The sequence below is a fragment of the Streptomyces sp. NPDC050759 genome (genome assembly GCF_044456945.1).
Classification (GTDB): Bacteria; Actinomycetota; Actinomycetes; order Streptomycetales; family Streptomycetaceae; genus Streptomyces.
In genome coordinates this window covers 1,247,010-1,266,180 of record NZ_JBITGI010000001.1, presented here as the reverse complement: position 1 = coordinate 1,266,180, position 19,171 = coordinate 1,247,010, and the positions used below count along the sequence as shown (strand labels likewise).

General features: G+C 69.5%; 16 protein-coding genes. 2 read left to right on the top strand and 14 right to left on the bottom strand.

Annotated features, from left to right (window positions below; all coding sequences use genetic code 11):
- Positions 1–211: 211 nt before the first annotated feature.
- A complete protein-coding gene (locus ACIBJB_RS05595) occupies positions 212–517 on the bottom strand; it encodes a hypothetical protein (protein WP_398926757.1) in 306 nt (101 codons plus the stop codon).
- A 336-nt stretch (positions 518–853) separates the two neighbouring features.
- Between ACIBJB_RS05595 and ACIBJB_RS05590 the strand changes: the two genes are divergently transcribed.
- Positions 854–1,381: a universal stress protein gene (locus ACIBJB_RS05590; RefSeq protein ID WP_398926755.1), complete on the top strand. Its 528-nt coding sequence runs from the start codon at positions 854–856 to the stop codon at positions 1,379–1,381.
- A 246-nt stretch (positions 1,382–1,627) separates the two neighbouring features.
- Here ACIBJB_RS05590 and glmS read toward each other — a convergent pair whose 3' ends face one another.
- Together glmS and ACIBJB_RS05580 are read right to left on the bottom strand one after the other, a co-directional pair.
- Positions 1,628–3,445, bottom strand: coding sequence for a glutamine--fructose-6-phosphate transaminase (isomerizing) (glmS, locus tag ACIBJB_RS05585; RefSeq protein ID WP_398926753.1), 1,818 nt, complete (start codon positions 3,443–3,445; stop codon positions 1,628–1,630).
- Between the two features lie 12 nt (positions 3,446–3,457).
- The gene (locus tag ACIBJB_RS05580; protein ID WP_057609677.1) at positions 3,458–3,715 is read right to left on the bottom strand and encodes a hypothetical protein; all 258 of its coding nucleotides are present in this window, start codon (positions 3,713–3,715) and stop codon (positions 3,458–3,460) included.
- 165 nt (positions 3,716–3,880) lie between these two features.
- Between ACIBJB_RS05580 and ACIBJB_RS05575 the strand changes: the two genes are divergently transcribed.
- Positions 3,881–5,443, top strand: coding sequence for a purple acid phosphatase family protein (locus ACIBJB_RS05575; RefSeq protein ID WP_398926751.1), 1,563 nt, complete (start codon positions 3,881–3,883; stop codon positions 5,441–5,443).
- A gap of 11 nt (positions 5,444–5,454) precedes the next feature.
- Here the strand turns inward: ACIBJB_RS05575 and ACIBJB_RS05570 are convergent, their stop codons facing one another.
- The 11 genes from ACIBJB_RS05570 to ACIBJB_RS05520 form a co-directional block, all read right to left on the bottom strand.
- Positions 5,455–6,348, bottom strand: a complete 894-nt coding sequence (locus ACIBJB_RS05570) for a DUF4429 domain-containing protein (RefSeq protein WP_398926749.1) — start codon at positions 6,346–6,348, stop codon at positions 5,455–5,457.
- A 23-nt stretch (positions 6,349–6,371) separates the two neighbouring features.
- Positions 6,372–7,892: an RICIN domain-containing protein gene (locus ACIBJB_RS05565; protein WP_398926747.1), complete on the bottom strand. Its 1,521-nt coding sequence runs from the start codon at positions 7,890–7,892 to the stop codon at positions 6,372–6,374.
- Between the two features lie 84 nt (positions 7,893–7,976).
- Positions 7,977–9,749 (bottom strand): IucA/IucC family protein, encoded by a 1,773-nt coding sequence (locus ACIBJB_RS05560; protein ID WP_398926745.1) that lies wholly within the window; start codon positions 9,747–9,749, stop codon positions 7,977–7,979.
- The gene (locus ACIBJB_RS05555; RefSeq protein WP_398926743.1) at positions 9,746–10,288 is read right to left on the bottom strand and encodes a GNAT family N-acetyltransferase; all 543 of its coding nucleotides are present in this window, start codon (positions 10,286–10,288) and stop codon (positions 9,746–9,748) included. Before ACIBJB_RS05555 ends, ACIBJB_RS05560 begins: the two co-directional genes overlap by 4 nt.
- A complete protein-coding gene (locus ACIBJB_RS05550) occupies positions 10,285–11,562 on the bottom strand; it encodes a lysine N(6)-hydroxylase/L-ornithine N(5)-oxygenase family protein (RefSeq protein WP_398926741.1) in 1,278 nt (425 codons plus the stop codon). Before ACIBJB_RS05550 ends, ACIBJB_RS05555 begins: the two co-directional genes overlap by 4 nt.
- Positions 11,546–12,988, bottom strand: coding sequence for a lysine decarboxylase DesA (desA, locus tag ACIBJB_RS05545; RefSeq protein ID WP_398926739.1), 1,443 nt, complete (start codon positions 12,986–12,988; stop codon positions 11,546–11,548). Before desA ends, ACIBJB_RS05550 begins: the two co-directional genes overlap by 17 nt.
- A gap of 138 nt (positions 12,989–13,126) precedes the next feature.
- The gene (locus ACIBJB_RS05540) at positions 13,127–13,954 is read right to left on the bottom strand and encodes a siderophore-interacting protein (protein WP_398926737.1); all 828 of its coding nucleotides are present in this window, start codon (positions 13,952–13,954) and stop codon (positions 13,127–13,129) included.
- 33 nt (positions 13,955–13,987) lie between these two features.
- A complete protein-coding gene (locus ACIBJB_RS05535; protein WP_398926734.1) occupies positions 13,988–15,034 on the bottom strand; it encodes an ABC transporter substrate-binding protein in 1,047 nt (348 codons plus the stop codon).
- A 129-nt stretch (positions 15,035–15,163) separates the two neighbouring features.
- Entirely contained in the window at positions 15,164–16,324 is a 1,161-nt protein-coding gene (locus ACIBJB_RS05530; protein WP_398926732.1) for an acyl-CoA dehydrogenase family protein, read from the bottom strand.
- A 7-nt stretch (positions 16,325–16,331) separates the two neighbouring features.
- Complete coding sequence (locus ACIBJB_RS05525) at positions 16,332–17,252, bottom strand: hydroxymethylglutaryl-CoA lyase (protein ID WP_398926730.1); 921 nt, start codon at positions 17,250–17,252, stop codon at positions 16,332–16,334.
- Positions 17,249–19,171, bottom strand: coding sequence for an acetyl/propionyl/methylcrotonyl-CoA carboxylase subunit alpha (locus ACIBJB_RS05520; protein WP_398926728.1), 1,923 nt, complete (start codon positions 19,169–19,171; stop codon positions 17,249–17,251). The genes ACIBJB_RS05525 and ACIBJB_RS05520 overlap by 4 nt, the downstream gene beginning before the upstream one ends.

Genomic DNA, 19,171 nt, shown 5'->3' with positions numbered 1-19,171 from the left:
ACTTGGCGTAAAGCATTCGATCACGAAGCGTTGCACTCGTGGGCCGTGCAGGGAAGTGCGCCTTGTGGCGGTGGCTAATCCACGTAGGGTGCGCAGGGCGCCGGAGACCCTATCCGTGCAGGTGGAACGGGGGTTGAGGGGTGGTCGGACCAAGGGACACGCCCAACGCGGAAGTTGGCTGAAAAGAATCGTCCGCGTGCATGGAAACCGGTCAACCGACCGGTGTATTTCCCCCGGTGTGACGACCGCCTCGATGGGCCCCGGCGCCGCTCCTGTGACGACGGCCACGACGGGGCGCCCGCTCCTCGGCCCGCAGTCGGGCCGCGCCGCGTTCCGACTGGCGCAGGAGGATACGGCAGACGGCCGTGACGGCGGCGAGACCGAGGGCCGTGCCCGCCGCGCCGGCCAGCGAGGTGCCGTAGCAGACGAGCACCACGGGAACGAGGACGCAGCTGAAGGCCGCCCAGCGGACCACGTCCGTGGTGGAGTCCTCGGAGGGCGGTCGGTGTCCGGTCATCGCGTGCTCCCTGTGGCGTCTCCCTGCGGGGTGGCTCACGGAGGTCAACGCGCGTTCGACCGGTCGGTCACTGTATCGAGGGGCCGTCCGGTGGTCCGGGGCAGGAGCGGCCGCGTGAACCCTGTGCAAACCGCCTGTACAGCGCAGCAACCATTGCGTTACGGGCGCCCCCTCGTGCATGCTCCCTGGAACCCCCACGGACCGGGGACGGGCTCTGGGCGAAGGAGGCTTGCCGCCGTACCCTTGGGGGTATGGGGTTGGGAAGATGATTCCCGGACACAGCTCCGCCGCACACTGTCGTCCCTCCCACACAAGGATCACAACGCCGAGACAGCCATGGCCGGTCACGAATTCTTCGAACCAGCGGACCGCAAGCGGCCCGTCGCCGACCCCACGGCGGCCGAGCCCCTGGCGGCGGACGAGCCACGCCACTCCTGCGACCCCGCCTTCAAGCACGGCGTCGTGGTCGGCTTCGACGGCTCCACATCCAGCGAGCGCGCCCTCGCCTACGCGATCGGCATGGCCCATCGCTCCGGCTCGGGCCTGATCATCGTGCATGTCGCCAACCGGCTGCCCACCACCGTGTGGGCCGGCTGTGAGCCACCGGTCTTCGTCGACGTGCCGGATCACCGCACCGAGGTGCTCGGCCTCGAGCTCGCCTGCGCCGACTACCTGGCCGAGGTGCCCTGGATCCTCGTCGAGCGCGGCGGAGACATCTGCCACGAGCTCGAGGAGGTCGGGCGGGAGTACGAGGCGGACGCGATCGTCGTCGGCTCCACCCACGGCATCGTGGGGCGGATCTTCGGCTCCGTCGCGGGGCGGCTCGCCAAGCGGGCGAAGCGGCCCGTCATCGTCATTCCGTAACTCGCCCTTCAGTCAGGCGAGATGGGCGAATCTACCCGCGCGTAGAGGTGTTTGTGCCCTTGTGAAGGGCATATAGCCGTCACCGCACCACCGCACCACCGCACCACCGCACACCGAAGCGTGCTGCCGGCCGGGGCGTGACGGCCACCGGTCAGCCGCGCGGGGCCGGGAGTCGGGCGGCTTCCCGGCGATGAGACGGACCCCCGTGAAGGGTGGCATCACGTGGGGTCCGTCCTCTTCGGGGTGCTACTCGACCGTCACCGACTTGGCGAGGTTCCTGGGCTTGTCGATGTCCCGGCCCAGCGCCAAGGCCGTGTGGTACGCGAGGAGTTGGAGGGGGATGCCCATGAGGATGGGGTCCAGTTCGTCCTCGTTCTTCGGGACCACGATCGTCTCGTCGGCCTTCTCCTGATGCTGGTGGGCGACCGCCAGGATCCTGCCGCTGCGGGCCTTGATCTCCTCCAGGGCGGCGCGGTTCTTCTCCAGGAGGTCGTCGTCGGGGACGATCGCCACCGTCGGAAGGGCCGGCTCGATCAGGGCCAGGGGACCGTGCTTGAGCTCGGAGGCGGGGTAGGCCTCGGCGTGGATGTAGGAGACTTCCTTGAGCTTCAGGGAGGCCTCGCGGGCCACCGGGTAGCCACGGACCCGGCCGATGAAGAGCATCGAGCGGGACTCGGCGTACTGCTCGGCCAGCTTCCTGATGTGCTCCTCCTGCTCGAGCATCTCGGTGATCTGCGCGGGGAGTTTGCGCAGGCCCTCGATGATCCGCTTGCCGTCGCGGACCGAGAGGTCACGGGTGCGGCCCAGGTGCAGCGCGAGGAGGGCGAAGGCCACCGTCGTGTTGGTGAAGCACTTCGTGGAGACCACGCAGACCTCCGGGCCCGCGTGCACGTAGATGCCGCCGTCCGCCTCCCGGGCGATCGCCGAGCCGACCACGTTCACCACGCCCAGGACGCGCGCGCCCTTGCGCTTGAGCTCCTGGACGGCCGCGAGGACGTCGTAGGTCTCACCGGACTGGGAGACCGCGATGTAGAGGGTGTCCGGGTCCACGACCGCGTTGCGGTAGCGGAACTCCGAGGCGGGCTCCGCGTCCGCGGGGATGCGGGCCAGCTCCTCGATCATCTGGGCGCCGATCATGCCCGCGTGGTACGAGGTGCCACAGCCGAGAATCTTCACCCGGCGGATCTGGCGGGCCTCGCGGGCGTCCAGGTTGAGGCCGCCCAGGTGCACGGTGGAGAAGCGGTCGTCGATGCGGCCGCGCAGGACGCGGTCCACGGCGTCGGCCTGCTCGTGGATCTCCTTGTGCATGTAGGTGTCGTGGCCGCCCATGTCGTAGGAGGCGGCCTCCCACTCGACGGTGGTGGGCTCGGCCGTCGTGCGGGTGCCCTCCGTCGTGTAGGTGCGGAAGTCGTCGGCCTTGAGGGTGGCCATCTCGCCGTCGTCCAGCGTCACTATCTGCCGCGTGTGGGCGACCAGTGCGGCGATGTCCGAGGCGACGAACATCTCCTTCTCGCCGATGCCGAGGACGACCGGGGAGCCGTTGCGGGCCACCACGATGCGGTCGCCGAAGTCGGCGTGCATCACGGCGATGCCGTAGGTGCCCTCGATCACCCGCAGGGTGTCGCGGACCTTGTCCTCCAGCTTCTCCGCCTGGGAGCGCGCGATGAGGTGGACGAGGACCTCGGTGTCCGTCTCGGAGAGGAACTCGACACCGTCCGCCTCCAGCTTGCGGCGCAGGTCGGAGGCGTTGTCGATGATGCCGTTGTGGACGACGGCGACCTTGCCCTCGGCGTCCAGGTGCGGGTGGGCGTTCACGTCGGACGGGGCGCCGTGGGTGGCCCAGCGGGTGTGGGCGATGCCGGTCGTTCCCTTGAAGCGGGCCGGGACCTTCGCCTCCAGGTCGCGCACCCGGCCCTTGGCCTTGACCATCTTCAGGCCGGCCGTCTTCGGCGAGGTGACGACTATGCCGGCCGAGTCGTAGCCGCGGTACTCCAGGCGCTGCAGGCCCTCCAGGAGCAGGGGGGCGACATCACGCTTCCCGATGTAACCGACGATTCCGCACATATAGGTGTATTCCTAGCCGTAGACGATGCGCCGTAGCTGCCTGAGCGTGAGCTCGGGCGGTGCCACCGCTCGGTATTTCAGATCCGCCTCGATCCGTCCGAAGATCTCCGTGTTCACCAGGCCCTGTGCCTGGAGCTCGCGGTGGCGGCGACGGACGAACTCCACGGTCGTCTCGTCGAAGTAGGCGAGCACGTCCTGGATCACCCGCAACGCCTCGCCCCGGCTCAGGGGCGTGGACCGCGTCAGATGATCAACCAGGTCGTCGTGCACCCGGTAGATCCTGGGGTACCGCGAGCCGTTTCGCAAGAAACCTGCCCGATATCGGGCAGAGTGCTGTTGATGTTCTTATGGACGTCTGTTCGCAAGCTGTCCATCCTGCGTCCCACACCTCGTTGCTCATGGCGACCAGTTTCAGACGTCATGGACATTCCTCGTATGGGCGTACCCGACCAGCTCGCCGAGCACATGAGCATGGCCGAGCAGCACGAGTACCTGCGCGCCAGATTCTCCCGGCGCACCATGATCAGGGGCGGCGCCGTCACGCTGGGCGCCGTCGCGGGTGGCGCGTTTGTGCCGGGCGCCGTCGCCCAAGCCGCCACGCCGACCCAGACCTTCGCCAGTACCGAGAGCGTCGACGGCGCCCTCGTCGCCCCCTTCGGCCGACACCTCGCCTACGGCAACGACGCGCGCACCGAGATGACCGTCTCGTGGCAGGTGCCGGTCGCGGTCAAGAAGCCGTTCATCCGGATCGGCGCCCGCCCCTGGGACCTCTCCCGCAAGATCGAGGCCGAGGTGCGCACCCTGTACACCCCGGCCGGCGTCGGCGCCAGCGGCGACCACACGCAGTACTACCTGCACGCCAAGCTGAGCCACCTGCGCCCCGGCCAGACCTACTACTACGGTGTCGGCCACCAGGGCTTCGACCCCGCCGAGCCGCACCTGACCGGCACCCTGGGCACCTTCACCACCGCGCCCGCCCACAAGAAGCCGTTCACCTTCACGGCCTTCGGCGACCAGGGCGTCAGCTACCACGGCCTGGCCAACGACAGCCTGCTCCTCGGCCAGAACCCGGCCTTCCACCTGCACGCCGGCGACATCGCCTACGCCGACCCGGCCGGCCAGGGCAAGTCCGCCGACACCGGCTTCGACTCGCGCGTGTGGGACCAGTTCCTCGCCCAGACCGAGTCGGTCGCCAAGTCCGTGCCGTGGATGGTGAGTTACGGCAACCACGACATGGAGGCCTGGTACTCGCCCAACGGCTACGGCGGCGAGGAGGCCCGCTTCACGCTCCCCGACAACGGGCCGGACAAGGCGCACCTGCCGGGCGTGTACTCCTTCGTCTACGGCAACACCGCGGTCATCTCGCTGGACCCGAACGACGTCTCCTTCGAGATCCCGGCCAACCTCGGCATCTCCGGCGGCACCCAGACCACATGGTTCGAGGGGCAGCTGAAGAAGTACCGGGCCTCGAAGGACATCGACTTCATCATCGTGTTCTTCCACCACTGCGCCTACTGCACCTCCACCGCGCACGCCTCGGAGGGGGGCGTGCGCCAGGAGTGGGTGCCGCTGTTCGACAAGTACACGGTGGACCTGGTCATCAACGGCCACAACCACCAGTACGAGCGCACCGACGTCATCAAGGGCGACAAGGTCGCCAAGAAGCTCCCGATCGGTGAGACGGCCTACTCCGAGACCGAGGGGGTCGTCTACGTCACGGCGGGCGCGGCGGGCCGCAGCCTGTACGCGTTCAGCGCGCCGGACTCGTACGAGGGCCACCTCAACGAGCAGGACTCGGTCGCCTCCTTCATCAACACCAAGGACGGCAAGGTCAATGAGACCGTCGCCTGGTCCCGGGTGCGCTACCTCAACTACTCCTTCCTGCGCGTGGACGTGGAGCCCGCCCCGCGGGGCCACTACGCCAAGCTGAAGGTGTCGGGCATCGCCGAGACCGGTGACCGCATCGACCACTTCACGGTGGCCCGCAAGGCGAAGTAATCCGCCTCGGATCACATCCGCTTGAGGATTGCCTGCTTGGCCATGGTGAACTCCTCGTCCGTCAGGACACCCGTGCGGTGCAGCTCGCCGAGCTCGCGCAGCCGGCGCAGGAGGGCATCGTGACCGTCCTCGGCGGTGCCGACCGGAGAAGAAGGCGTTTCCGGTCGTACGTCCCGCGTTGTGCGTACGTCGATGGCGGCGGCCCGGGCCGGGTGCGGAAGCCTGGCCTGGACCGCCGCCGCGACCAACGCCATCAGCGGGTCCTTCTTGAAGCCCCACAGCTCCACCGCGTTGGGGTCGTACTTCGGCGGGGCCTTCGTCGGGGCGTGCCGCACGGTGAAGCGCAGGTGGCCGTTCTCCAGGCCGGCCGCGGGCTGCCACTCCACGGCGACGACGTCGGTCAGGGCGAGGGTGCGGGGCCCCGCGGAGGCCTTGGCGTCCTCCGTCTTCCAGTTCCACTCCAGCCGGATGTGCTCACCGTCGAAGGCGGCGGTGCCGTCACCCGCGGACACGGCGAGGGGGACGGCCGGACCCGGGAGCAGATACCCGTCCACGGGGTCGGTGGGGACCTGGTCCAGGAGCAGTGCGCTGCGGACCTCGTCCACGAAGTACTCGGCCACGCCGTAGCGGTCCGACTCCACGGTCAGCTGGTAGGGGTCGTGCGGCTCGGTCAGCCGGCCGCCGGTCGCGTGCAGCAGGGGGTCGGCGCCGTCGCGCAGCCGTAGCCTCAGCCGGCCCGTCTTCTTGCCCTGTTCGAAGGAGATGCCCGCCAACGCGCCGAGCGGGACGACGAGTTCACCCAGTTCTCGGCGCAGCAGCCCGACGTTCTTGTCTCTTCCCGGAGTCAGCCGCAGAGCGTCGCCGTCGAAGACCCATGTGCCGTCCTTCTGGAGGATTTCCGCCATGGGGAAATTCTGGCATTCGGGGCTCAGTTGCCCAGCGCCTTGTCCAGGACGTCGTCGAGGGCGAAGCGGGTCGCCGGGCCGGAGGTCCCGGTCGGCAGCATGCGGATCTCGCCGTTGGTCATCCCCACGGCGATGGCGGGCTTGTCCTGGCAGACCAGGGTGAAGGTCTTGTCCTGGTGGGTCTTGAGGAGGAACGCCTGGTCCTCGGGGTAGGGGGCGGCGTCCCCCTGCGCGTAGGCGCACGGCCGCAGCTGCATGGGGTCGCCCACCGCCCGGTCGCCCGCGATGTCCAGACAGAACGTCGACGCCACGTGCTGCAAGGCGACGGCCCCGCCCCCGATGTCGACGACCCGCCACCGCTGTGTCGTACCTCCGTCGCAGGCGCTAGGCGCGGGGACGCCGTCCAGGGCCGCACCGGCGGCTGCGCCGACGCAGGTCCCGGGCCCGGCCGCGCTCGTCAGCGTGACGGCGGCGAGCACGGTCCCCGTCCCCTGGGGGACCGCGGGCGAGAGGGAGGGCGAGGCCGAGGGGGACCGCTGGGGCCCGGCGGGCGGCGGACCGTAGGAACGGGCGGTCCGCTCGCTCTGCCCGACCCCGGACAGCAGATTGAGCGCTACGGCGGTGGCGGCGGCGGTCACCACGACGGCGACGGCGATGGCGAGCACCGGTCGGCGGGGGCCGGGGTCGGCGGGGAGGGGTTCGGTGGGGGTGGCCGGGGCGCCGGGGGCTGAGGGTGCTTTCGGTGCGCCGGGGGCGCTCGGCGCGTCGGAGGCGAGGAGGTTCGCGGCGGTGTCCCGGATCCCGGGCCGCGCGGCGCGGTAGGCCGGGCCGCCCCACACCAGGAGCCGGTCGACGAGCAGGGGCCGCAGCTCCTGGGTACTCCCCGAGGTGAGCGTGCGCAGCAACGCGATGTCGTGGGCGCAGAACTCGCAGTTCCCCAGGTGCTGTTCGAGATCCGCGGGGGTCTCGCGATGCGTGCCGCGGGCGATAGCGCCGAGCATGCCGCCGTAGTGGACGCAGCGGGCGTCGGCCGTGTGCTCGGCACGCAGCCGCAGGAAGGTGTCGGCGAGACGGTTGCGGGCCGACTCCGCCATCGACTCGGCGAATTCCCGCGAGGTGTGCAACGCACGGGCGGCGAATTCCGGTTCGCCCTCCGCCAGGCACAGCCACAGCGCGGCCTGGGACTGGTCGGCCAGTTCCCCGAACGCCCGCAGCAGTGGCGCGTCGTGTTCCACGAGCCGCAGCGTGTCCGTCGTACCGAAGGTCTCGTCCGTGCGCCGGGCCCAGTCCCGGAAGTCGCGGCGGAGCAGTCCTGAACGGCTGTCCCGCAGCCATCCGAAGGCCGTGCGCCGTACGTCGGCCAGGAGCGCCGGACGCGCGGCGGGCCCCCGCTGTCCGGCCAGCGCCTCCGCGGCGAGGTCCGCCGCCGTGGCGGGCCTGCCGCAGAAGGCGCCCGCGTAGGCGTGGACGGCCGCGACGTCCTCCGCCGGTAACCCGGTCGCCGGGTCGTGCAGGACTTGCTGTGGCGTGTGCTCGGACGTCATCGTCTCGTCTCCCAAGGAGCGCGGTCACGGCAAGATGTGGACCGTCACCGTACTCCCGGGCCCCGCCTGGCTGCCGAGGCCGTACTACAGCCCCGCGATGGGGTTGTGCAGCGTGCCGACCAGCTGGAGCGCACCCGAGGGATCCGTCAGGTCCACCATCTGCTTGTTGTCGCGCAGCTGGAGGCGGTTGAGGCAGGACAGGGCGAATTCGGGCGCGAACATGTCGTACTGCCGGAACTTGTCGGCCAGTTCGGGCACCGACTGCTGGTAGTCGCGGGTGACCTCGGCGACCGTGCGCCAGAAGTCCTCCTCCTCCAGGATTCCCTCGGCGGCGAGGTTCGCGGCGAGGAAGCGGAAGAAGCAGTCGAAGACGTCCGTGAAGATCGACAGCAGTTTCTTGTCGTCGGGGACCTCCACGCGCAGCCGCTCGACCGTCGGCGGCAGCACCGCCTCCGGGTCCATGACGGCGATCTCCTCGGCGATGTCCTTGTAGATCGCCCGCTCGACCACGCCGTCCTTCAGGACCAGGATGACGTTCTCGCCGTGCGGCATGAACACCAGGTCGTAGGCGTAGAAGCTGTGCAGGAGCGGGGTGTAGTAGGCGCGCAGGTAGCGGCGCAGCCAGTCGGTCGGGGTGAGTCCCGACCGCTCGACGAGGGCGCCCGCGAAGGATCGGCCCTCGTGGTCGACGTGGACCAGCGAGGCCATGGTGGCGAGCGACTCGCCGTCCTGGAGGGACGGGACCGGGCTCTCGCGCCACAGTGCGGCGAGCATCTTGCGGTACGGCGAGTAGCGGTCGGTGGCGGCCTCGTACTCCAGGTGCCGGTAGCCCACGGCCGCGCGCTCGCGGATGATCGTGAGGCCCGTGGCCTTCAGTACCGGGTCGTCCTCGATCAGCTGGGCGAGCCAGTCGTTGATGGCCGGGGTCGCCTCCATGTAGGCGGCCGAGAGTCCGCGCATGAAGCCCATGTTGAGGACGGACAGGGCCGTCTTCACGTAGTGCTTCTCCGGGTTCGACCGGTTGAAGAAGGTCCGGATGGACTGCTGGGCCAGGTACTCGTCGTCGCCCTCGCCCAGGCAGACCAGCAGCCCGCGGGCGACCTCGGCGGCGAAGGTGACGGTGAGCTTGTTCCACCACTGCCAGGGGTGGACCGGTATGAGGAGGTAGTCGGCCGGGTCGAGGCCCTTGTCGCGCAGGACGCCGTGGAAGCGCTCGACGGTCTCCTCGCCCAGCTCCTGGCGTACGAAGGACTCGTACTCGATGCCCACCCCGGCCGTGAACGCGGCGCGGGAGCGGTGTGCGGCGAGCCAGACCAGGCGGACCGGGCTCGCGGTCTCGGGGGCGTACGAGAGGTACTCGTGGACGCCGAAGCCGAGCCGGCCGTTGTTGGCGACGAAGCAGGGGTGGCCCTCGGTCATGCCGGTCTCGATGTCCTGGAAGGAGCTCTTCGCGAGCTCGGCGACCGGGATCTGGGGCTTGGTGAGCTTGTAGCAGGTGCCCGAGAGGGTGGAGGAGATCTCCTCCAGGTAGACCGGCAGGATCTCGTCGCTCAGACCCAGGGTCTGCCGCAGTTCGATGAAGAAGTCCAGGGCGGCGAGGGGGAGTTCGGTGCCGTCCCGGTGCCGGGTGATGGAGTCGGCGTCGATCTGCCAGTGGTCCAGGGCGCGGCGGACGGCCGTGAAGTCGTAGCGGGTCTTGCCGTCGTCGCTGCGGACGACGTACTGGTCCTTGTCGGTCTCCTCGGGCTCGATCAGCCGCTCGTGCGCGAACTCGGCGAGGCCCTTGCGGACCAGCAGGCGGTTGGCGGTCTCCCAGCGCTCGGAGGACAGGTGGGCCACGGCGTCGGCGAGGCTCATGCGGTCACCCCCGTCGCCGCGAAGAACTGCTCCCGCGTGCAGAAGCTCAACAGGGCCGTCTTCTCCGGCTTTTGGATCTCGCGTTCGGGCACGAACCCGACGGCCTCGTTCAGGGCGTGGACCGCCTTGTTGGAGACGTCCGGCTCCACGACGACGCGCTCGACGGCCGGGTCCTCGAAGAGATGGGCCATCACGGCGGTGATGACGGACCAGGTGAACCCGTGGACGGGCGTGTCGGTCGCCGGGGTCAGGAAGTGCATGCCGACGTCACCGGGCCGGGGCTCGTACAGCCCGACGAGCTCGCGGTGGGCGGGGTCGTACTTCTCCGTGAGGAAGGCGGGCTCGCCGTTCTCGCGGAGCCCCAGCAGCGCGTGGTGGTGCTCGTCGGCCGCGATGTCCATGTACGCGCGCTCGACGTCCTCGAGCTTCGCGTCCTGCATCATCCAGAAAGCGGCCTTGGGATGGGTGACCCACCGGTGCAGGAGCTCGGCGTCCTTCAGGGGGTCGAGGGGGCGGAAGGTGAAGGTCGTCCTGCTCATACGGAGAACTCCTGGAACGCGATCGTCTTCTCGACCGGGTAGTACTCGGTGCCGAGCAGCTCGCGGATGATGTAGCTGTTGCGGTAGGCACCCATGCCCAGGTCGGGGCTGGTGATGCTGTGGGTGTGGACGCCGGCGTTCTGGAGGAAGACGCCTCTGCCCGTCACGTCGATCGCGTAGTTGCGGGACACGTCGAAGTTGCCCTGGGAGTCGTACACCAGACGGTCCTTGACCGGCGCCAGGAACTCCGGCTCGGCGTACTTGTAGCCGGTCGCGAGGACCAGACCCTGCGACTGGATCTCGAAGTCCTTCTCCTGCTCCTCCTGGCGGAAGGCGAGCGTGTACGTGCCGTTGTCGTGACGCGCGCTGTTCAGCGAGGAGTTGGTGAGCAACCGGGTGGGGACCGGGCCCCCGAGGTTCTTCTGGTAGAGCAGGTCGAAGATCTCGTTGATCAGGTCGCCGTCGATGCCCTTGAACAGGCCCTTCTGCTCGGCGGTGAGCCGGTAGCGGGTGGCCTCGGGGAGCTCGCGGTAGTAGTCGATGTACTCCGGGGAGGTCATCTCCAGTGTGAGCTTGGTGTATTCGAGGGGAAAGAACCGCGGGGAGCGGGTCACCCAGTTCAGCCGGTAGCCGTGGACGTCGATCTCACCGAGGAGGTCGTGGTAGATCTCGGCGGCGGACTGACCCGAGCCGACGACGGTGATCGACTCCTTCTTCACCAGCTCGCTTCTGTGCTGCACATAGCGGGAGTTGTGGATGAAGTCGCCGTCCAGCCCCTGGCAGGCCTCCGGGATGTACGGCGGGGTACCGGTGCCGAGGACCAGGTGGCGGGCGCGGAACTCCTCACCGGCCGCGGTCTTCACGACGTAGAGGTCTGACTCGTACGTCACCTCGGTGACCGTCGTGCCGAAGCGGACGTTGCTCAGTTTGTTCGCGGCCCAGCGGCAATAGTCGTCGTACTCCACCCGCAGCGGATAGAAGTTCTCGCGGATGTAGAACGAGTACAGCCGGCCCTTCTCCTTCAGGTAGTTGAGGAAGGAGTACGGCGAGGTCGGGTCGGCGAGGGTGACCAGGTCCGACATGAACGGGGTCTGGAGGTGGGCGCCGTCGAGGAACATGCCGGCGTGCCACTCGAAGTCGGGCTTGGAGTCCAGGAAGATCCCGTCGAGTTCGGCGATGGGCTCGGTGAGGCAGGCCAGGCCGAGGTTGAAGGGGCCCAGCCCGATGCCCACGAAGTCGTAGGTCTTGGACGGGGTTTCAGGACGCGCGGTCAAGGGACTCTCCCAGGTACTGCTCGGCGTGGCCGGCGATCAGGTCGAGGACGACGGACATGTCCTCGACCGTCGTCTCGGGGTTGAGCAGGGTGAACTTCAGGTAGTGGCGGCCGCTCACCTTGGTGCCCGCGACCACCGCGTCGCCAGAGGCGAACAGGGCCTTGCGGGCGTACAGGTTGGCGCGGTCGATCTCGGCCGGGTCGGTGACGGAGGCCGGGATGTAGCGGAAGACGAGCGTGGAGAGACTCGGTTCGACGACCACGTCGAAGCGCGGGTCGGCGGCGAGCAGTTTCCAGCCCTCGGCGGCCAGGTCGCAGACCTCGTCGAAGAGCTGTCCGATGCCGTCGGCGCCCATCACGCGCAGGGTCATCCACAGCTTGAGCGCGTCGAAGCGGCGGGTGGTCTGGAGGGACTTGTCCACCTGGTTGGGGATACGTTCCTGCACCATGCGGCGCGGGTTGAGGTACTCCGCGTGGTAGGTGGCGTGACGCAGGGTCGAGGAATCCCGTACCAGCACGGCGGACGAACTCACCGGCTGGAAGAAGGACTTGTGGTAGTCCACGGTGACCGAGTCGGCGCGTTCGATGCCGTCGATGCGGTTCCGGTGCCGGAGGGAGGCGAGCAGCCCGCAGCCGTAGGCCGCGTCCACATGCATCCAGGCGCCGTACTGCTCGCACAGCTCGGCGATCTCGGGCAGCGGGTCGATGGAACCGAAGTCGGTGGTGCCCGCGGTGGCGACGACGGCCATCGGGACCAGGCCGTCGCGACGGCAGCGCTCCAGCTCACGGGCGAGGGCGACGGTCTGCATGCGCTTGTCGTGGTCGACGGGAATGGAGACCACGGAGTCCTGGCCGAGGCCGAGGAGCTTGGCCGACTTCTTCACGCTGAAGTGGCTGACCTCGGAGGCGAAGATGCGCAGTCGGGCTGTGGTGTCCGCCTTGGCCTCCTCACGGGCGAGCAGCAGCGCCTGCAGGTTGGACTGCGTCCCGCCCGAGGTGAACACCCCGTCCGCGTTGTCGCCGAGGCCGATGCGCGCGGTCGTCCAGTCGATCAGCTTGCGTTCGATGAGGGTGCCGCCGGCCGACTGGTCCCAGGTGTCCAGGGAGGAGTTGACGGCCGAGAGGATGGCCTCGCCGAGCACGGCCGGGATGACGACCGGGCAGTTGAGGTGGGCGAGGTAGCGGGGATGGTGAAAGTAGACCGCGTCCCGGAGATATACCTCCTCCAGCTCGTCGAGCACCGCCGCCGTGTCCAGCAGGGGCTTGTCGAGGTCGATCCCGTCGATGCGGGGACTGAGAGCGTCGACGGTGACTCCGGTGAACGGCCTTGTGGTGGTGGCGAGTTTGGCCGCCACCCGCTCGATTCCTTCGGTCACGGAGCGGCGGTAGCTCTCCGCGGTCGTGTCATTGAGCAGGTGCGAGCGCATGTGGGGGCCCTCCGGTGGGGAATCCGTGCGGGACGGGGCAGAGCGGGGCAGGGCCCCGGCTTCAACTTAGGTAAGCCTAACCTAATTAACTCGGGCGGAAACCTGCCTCAGCAGTGACTGGCGTCACGTGGACGGGAGTTACTCGGCCGCCCGCAGCTGCTCTTCGGTCATCCCCTGCCGCCAGTACCCCACGAAGGTGACCCGACGCCGGTCGATCCCACGCTCCCGCACGAAGTGCCGCCGCAGCTCCTTCACACACCCGGACTCGCCCGCGATCCAGACGTACGGCCGCTCGGCGGACGGGAGTTGGGCGTCACGGATGACGTCGAGGGCCTTTTCCCCGATGTCCCCGATGTCCCCGACGAGCCAGGTGATCTCGGCGTCAGCATCGGTCACCAGGTCCTGGATGTCCCCCGCGTGGGGCACCTCCAGCCAGACCCGGGCCCGAGTGCCGGCCGGCAGCGACTCGACGATCGCGGAGGCGGCCGGTACAGCGGTCTCATCGCCCCAGATCACCACGAGATCGGTGTCCTCCGGCGGCCGGAACCGGATCGCCCGGTTGTCGGCGACGGCGGGCCCGAGCAACTGGACCTTGTCGCCCGCGGCGGCCCGCGCGGCCCACGCGGAGGCGGGCCCGGCGGGCTCGTGCAGCACGAAGTCGATGTCGATCTCGTCGGGATCCCGGCGGAGCGAGCGGAGCGTGTACGACCGCATCACGGCCCGTACGTCGTCCGGGAGTTCACGCCACGCCTGCCACCAGCCGTCGCCGAGCTCGACGGGAACCCCGGGCTCGGTCCGGCCTTCGGCGGGGAGGAAGAGGGACAGTGACTGATCGCGTCCGTCGGAGAAGAAGTGCTGGAGGTCCTCTCCGGTGAAGCTGACCCGCACGAGAGACGGGCCGAGCCGCCTCGTCCGTACGACCTGGAGGGAGAAGAAACGGAACGGGGCGGCCACGGCCGTAGTCATGGGGCTACTCCTGAATCGGCGTCAATAAGGGGCCTAGCTGACCTTCTTCGCGGTCTCGATCGCCTTCGCGAGGTTCTCCACCATCGCCACGCACTTGTCGTACGACGGAATCGGCTCCGGCGACCGCGAGATGACCTGCCCCGCCTTCACCGCGGGCAGCTTCTTCCAGGTCGCCTCGGTGATGTCGGCCGGCTGGATGGTCGCCGTACGGTCGTCCATCATGATGATGTCTGCCGCGTACTTGTCGACGTTCTCCCAGCTCAGCGACTCGAACCAGCCGCCGGACGCCTTGAGTACGGACGCCGGGGGCTCCACGAAGTTCACGCCGAGCGCCTTGAAGTACTCGAGGTCGATGGACAGGTTGGTGCCGGAGACGTAGAAGACGTCCTGCGCCGCGGACCCGGCCAGCACCTTGATGTCGGGGTGGGCCTTGGCGGCGGTGCGCAGTCGCTCCGACGCCGCTTCGAACCGCTTCTTCGCGTCGGTGACCTTCGGCGCCGTCATGTCGGCGCCGAGGGACTCGGCCAGCTCCCACATCCGCTGGAGCGGCGTGGTGATCTGACGGTCGTAGACGGAGATCGCGACGCTCGGCGCCAGCTTGGCTATCTTGGACGCGGAGGCCGCGGGGACGTACCAGAGGGTGCCGGCGCTGTCGAAGGTCGTGGTGATGAGGACCTCGGGCGCGAAGGCCGCGTACTGCTCGACGTTGAACTGGTCCCAGACGTTGCCGAAGACCGTCAGCTTGCTGACGTCCATGTCGCCGGCCTGGACATCGGCCTTGCCGTCCTTGGTCTTGGTGGGGCCGAAGACGCCCTTGACCTCGATGCCGTAGTCGTGGAGCGCGGCGGCGACGCCGACGAAGGCGACGATCCTCGTGGGAACCTTGTCGAGCTTCACGGTCGTGCCGCGGTCGTCCTTGAAGGTCCAGGGTCCGGACTTCGCGGCCGTGGTCTCCTTGCTCGAGCCCTCGCTGCCGGAGTCGTCGTCACCGCAGGCCGCGAGCACGGCGCCGAGGCCGAGTGCGCCGCCCGCGGCGAGGATGCCACGGCGGGTGAGATGGGCGGCTCGTGCGTTGGACATGTGTGGCTGCTTTCGAACGGGGCGAAGCGCCCGCCGGACAAGTTCGAATGTAGGTTAGCCTAACCTCATTGAATGTCCAGAGGGCGGGCGCCGCCCCGCCGAAGCTGTGGGTGCCCTGGGAGTTGCGGTCTAACCCGGCAGCCCCAACTCCCGTGCGATCAGCATCCGCTGGACCTCACTGGTGCCCTCGCCGATCTCCAGGATCTTGGAGTCGCGCCACATGCGGGCGACCGGGTACTCGTTCATGAAGCCGTACCCGCCGTGGATCTGCGTGGCGTCGCGGGCGTTGTCCACGGCGATCGTGGAGGAGTACAGCTTGGCGAGGGCCGCCTCCTTCTTGAAGGGTTCGCCGGAGACCAGGCGGGAGGCCGCGTCCCGCCAGGCGAGCCGGGCCGTGTGGGCCTTCATCTCCATGTCGGCGATCTTGAACTGGATGGCCTGGTTGGCGCCGATGGGCCGCCCGAACGCCTCCCGCTCTTTCGCGTACTTCACCGACTCGTCCACACAGCCCTGCGCTAGGCCGGTCGCGAGGGCCGCGATGGCGATCCGGCCCTCGTCGAGAATGCGCAGGAACTGGGCGTAGCCGCGCCCCTGTTCACCCAGCAGGTTCGCCGCCGGGACCCGGACGTCGGAGAAGGACAGCTCGCGGGTGTCGGAGGCGTTCCAGCCGACCTTCGAGTACGGCGCCGCGACCGTGAAGCCCGGGGTGCCCGAGGGGACGATGATCGAGGAGATCAGCGGCTTGCCGTCCGGCTTGCGCCCGGTGACGGCGGTGACGGTGACCAGGCCCGTGATGTCGGTACCGGAGTTGGTGATGAAGCACTTGGTGCCGTTGATGACCCACTCGTCGGTGTCCGGGTCCAGGCGGGCCGTCGTCCGGGTCGCCCCGGCGTCGCTGCCGCCGTCCGGTTCCGTGAGGCCGAACGCGCCCAGGATCTCGCCCGAGCACAGCCGGGGCAGCCATGCGCGCTTCTGCTCCTCCGTGCCGAACAGGTGCAGGGGCATGGCGCCGAGGGAGACGCCGGCCTCCAGGGTGATCGCCACCGACGAGTCCACGCGCGCGAGTTCCTCCAGCACGAGGCCCAGCGCCAGGTAGTCGCCGCCCATACCGCCGTACTCCTCGGGGAACGGCAGTCCGAACAGGCCCATGCGGCCCATCTCGCGGACGATCTCGTAGGGGAACTCGTGGTGCTCGTAGTACTCGCCGATCTTCGGCGCCACTACGTCATGGGCGAACTCCTCGACCGTACGGCGGAGTTCTTCCAGCTCGGGGGAGAGGCGGTGGTCCATCGGGGGTTCACTCCTGGTGGGAGAGGGCGCGGACGGTACGGGACGGGCTGGGTCGGCCCAGGTGTTCGGCCATCCACACGCTGGTGGCGACGAGACGGCCGAGGTCGACGCCGGTGTCGATGCCGAGGCCCTGCAGCATCCACACGAGGTCCTCGGTGGCGAGGTTGCCGGTGGCGGACTTGGCGTACGGGCAGCCGCCGAGGCCGCCCGCGGAGGCGTCCACGGTGGTGACGCCGTGCTGGAGGGCGGCGTAGGTGTTGGCGAGGGCCTGGCCGTACGTGTCGTGGAAGTGCACGCCCAACGTGTCCACGGGGACGTCGAGTTCGGTGAGCAGAGCCCGTACGTGGCCCGGGGTCGCCACCCCGATCGTGTCGCCGAGGCTGAGTTCGTCGCAGCCCATGTCGAGCAGGGCCCGGCAGACCTTCGTGACCTGGGGGATCGGGACGGCGCCCTCCCAGGGGTCGCCGAAGCACATCGACAGATAGCCGCGGACGTGGACGCCCTCGGCCTTCGCCCTGCCGACGACGGGTTCGAACATCGCCAGGGCCTCGTCCACCGTGCGGTTGAGGTTGGCCTTGGCGAAGGACTCGGTGGCGCTGGCGAACACGGCGACCCGGCGGGCCCCGAGGGCCAGCGCGCGGTCCAGCCCGCGTTCGTTCGGGACGAGCACCGGGAGGTCCGCGGGCAGGTCGGCGACCTGCGGGAACAGCTGTTCCGCGTCCGCGAGTTGGGGCACCCACTTGGGGTGGACGAAGCTGGTGGCCTCGATCGTCGTGAGGCCCGCTTCGGCGAGGCGGCGCACGAACTCCGCCTTGACCTCGGTGGGCACCGTCGACTTCTCGTTCTGCAGGCCGTCGCGGGCGCCGACCTCGTGGATACGGACACGGGCCGGCAGGCCGTGCTCAAGAACGGTCATGGGCAGGGTCACTGCGCCACCTCCTCGTGCGGTGCGATCACGGCCAGCACCTGGTCCATGGCGACGGTCGTGCCCGCCGTGACGTCGAGCTCGGCGACCGTGCCGGCGTGGGGGGCGGAGATGACGTGTTCCATCTTCATCGCCTCGACGACGAGCAGACTCTGACCGGCGGCCACCTCGTCCCCGACCGCCACCTTCACGACGGTCACCGTGCCGGGCATGGGGGCGGTGAGGGAGTCGGCTCCGGCGTGCCCGCCGCGGGTGAGGGACGCGGCCACCGGGTCGTGGTCGCGCACCTGCCAGGCGTCGCCGTCACGGCCCACCCAGTCACCGGCGCGGTGGAAGGTGTGGCGGACGCCGTCGAGGGTGACGGTGACCTGGTCGTCGGTGACGGTGTGGGTGCCGCGGCTGTGGTGAGTGACCGGTTCGAGCCCCGTCACCCGCAGCGGGAACCCGACGGGCTTGCCGAGGCCCCCCATCCGCCAGCCGCTCGGCACCGAGAACGGATCGGTCCAGCCCTCCTGGTGAGGACGCAGTGCTTCGAGCCGTACGGCCGCCGCCGCCTCGTACACCTCCTCCGGTACGTCCGTGGAGACCAGGTCGTCCACCACGCGCTCGACGAGCCCGGTGTCCAACTCGCCCGCGACCACCGCCTCATGGGCCAGCAGCCGCCGCAGGAACCCCGCGTTGGTCTGCACGCCCAGCGTCACCGTCTGAGCGAGGGCCGCCCGGAGCTTCCTGAGCGCCGTCGCGCGGTCCGGGCCGTACGCGATGACCTTGGACAGCATCGGGTCGTACAGGCTGCCGACCTCCGTGCCCTCGCTGAGCCCGGAGTCGGTGCGGACGCCGTCGCCCTGGGGCTCGTGGAGGCGGAGGACGGTGCCGCCGGAGGGGAGGAAGCCCTTTGCCGGGACCTCGGCGCAGATCCGGGCCTCGATCGCGTGCCCGGTGAGCGTGATGTCGTCCTGCCCGTACGGCAGTCGCTCGCCCGCCGCCACCCGCAGCTGCCACTCCACCAGGTCCAGGCCGGTGATCAGCTCGGTGACCGGGTGCTCCACCTGGAGGCGGGTGTTCATCTCCATGAAGTAGTACGACGACGGGTCGTCGCCCGGGACGATGAACTCCACGGTGCCCGCGCCCCGGTAGCCGCAGGAGCGGGCCGCCTCGACCGCGGCCTTGCCCATCGACGCGCGCGTGCCCTCGTCGAGGAGGACGCTGGGCGCCTCCTCGATCACCTTCTGGTGGCGGCGCTGGAGGGAGCACTCGCGCTCGCCGAGATGGATCACGTTCCCGTGGCCGTCCGCCAGCACCTGGATCTCGATGTGCCGGGGCCGGTCGACCCACCGCTCCACGAGCAGGGTGTCGTCGCCGAAGGAGGCACGGGCCTCGCGGCGGGCGGCGGCGATCTCCTCTTCGAGGGCCGTCAGGTCCCGGACCAGCCGCATGCCCTTGCCGCCACCGCCCGCGCTCGGCTTCAGCAGTACGGGGGCACCCAACGCGCGCGCGGCCTCGGCGAGATCGGGGTCACGGCCGCCGGGCACCACGGGCACCCCGGCCGCCTCCACGGTCTCCTTGGCACGGATCTTGTCGCCCATCAGGGCGATGGAGTCCGCCGACGGCCCGATGAAGACCAGCCCGGCGTCGGCGCACGCGCGCGCGAAGGCCGCGTTCTCCGCGAGGAAGCCGTACCCGGGGTGGACCGCCTGGGCGCCGGTGCGGGCGGCCGCCTCCAGGAGCCGCTCGACGGACAGATAGCTCTCCGAGGCCGGCGCCGGGCCCAGTCGTACCGCTGTGTCCGCCTCCCGGACGTGCCGGGCGTCGGCGTCCGCGTCGGAGAAGACGGCCACCGAGCGCACGCCCAGGGCGCGCAGGGTGCGGATGACGCGGACCGCGATCTCGCCCCGGTTGGCGACAAGCACTGTGTCAAACAT

Excerpts from the sequence above, each read along its gene's own strand:
- ACIBJB_RS05565 (WP_398926747.1), bottom strand. The coding sequence starts at position 7,892 with ATGACGTCCGAGCACACGCCACAGCAAGTCCTGCACGACCCGGCGACC.
- desA (WP_398926739.1), bottom strand. The coding sequence starts at position 12,988 with ATGCGCTCGCACCTGCTCAATGACACGACCGCGGAGAGCTACCGCCGC.
- ACIBJB_RS05535 (WP_398926734.1), bottom strand. The coding sequence starts at position 15,034 with ATGTCCAACGCACGAGCCGCCCATCTCACCCGCCGTGGCATCCTCGCC.
- glmS (WP_398926753.1), bottom strand. The coding sequence starts at position 3,445 with ATGTGCGGAATCGTCGGTTACATCGGGAAGCGTGATGTCGCCCCCCTG.
- ACIBJB_RS05575 (WP_398926751.1), top strand. The coding sequence starts at position 3,881 with ATGGGCGTACCCGACCAGCTCGCCGAGCACATGAGCATGGCCGAGCAG.
- ACIBJB_RS05540 (WP_398926737.1), bottom strand. The coding sequence starts at position 13,954 with ATGACTACGGCCGTGGCCGCCCCGTTCCGTTTCTTCTCCCTCCAGGTC.
- ACIBJB_RS05555 (WP_398926743.1), bottom strand. The coding sequence starts at position 10,288 with ATGAGCAGGACGACCTTCACCTTCCGCCCCCTCGACCCCCTGAAGGAC.
- ACIBJB_RS05590 (WP_398926755.1), top strand. The coding sequence starts at position 854 with ATGGCCGGTCACGAATTCTTCGAACCAGCGGACCGCAAGCGGCCCGTC.
- ACIBJB_RS05570 (WP_398926749.1), bottom strand. The coding sequence starts at position 6,348 with ATGGCGGAAATCCTCCAGAAGGACGGCACATGGGTCTTCGACGGCGAC.
- ACIBJB_RS05595 (WP_398926757.1), bottom strand. The coding sequence starts at position 517 with ATGACCGGACACCGACCGCCCTCCGAGGACTCCACCACGGACGTGGTC.
- ACIBJB_RS05560 (WP_398926745.1), bottom strand. The coding sequence starts at position 9,749 with ATGAGCCTCGCCGACGCCGTGGCCCACCTGTCCTCCGAGCGCTGGGAG.
- ACIBJB_RS05520 (WP_398926728.1), bottom strand. The coding sequence starts at position 19,171 with ATGTTTGACACAGTGCTTGTCGCCAACCGGGGCGAGATCGCGGTCCGC.
- ACIBJB_RS05530 (WP_398926732.1), bottom strand. The coding sequence starts at position 16,324 with ATGGACCACCGCCTCTCCCCCGAGCTGGAAGAACTCCGCCGTACGGTC.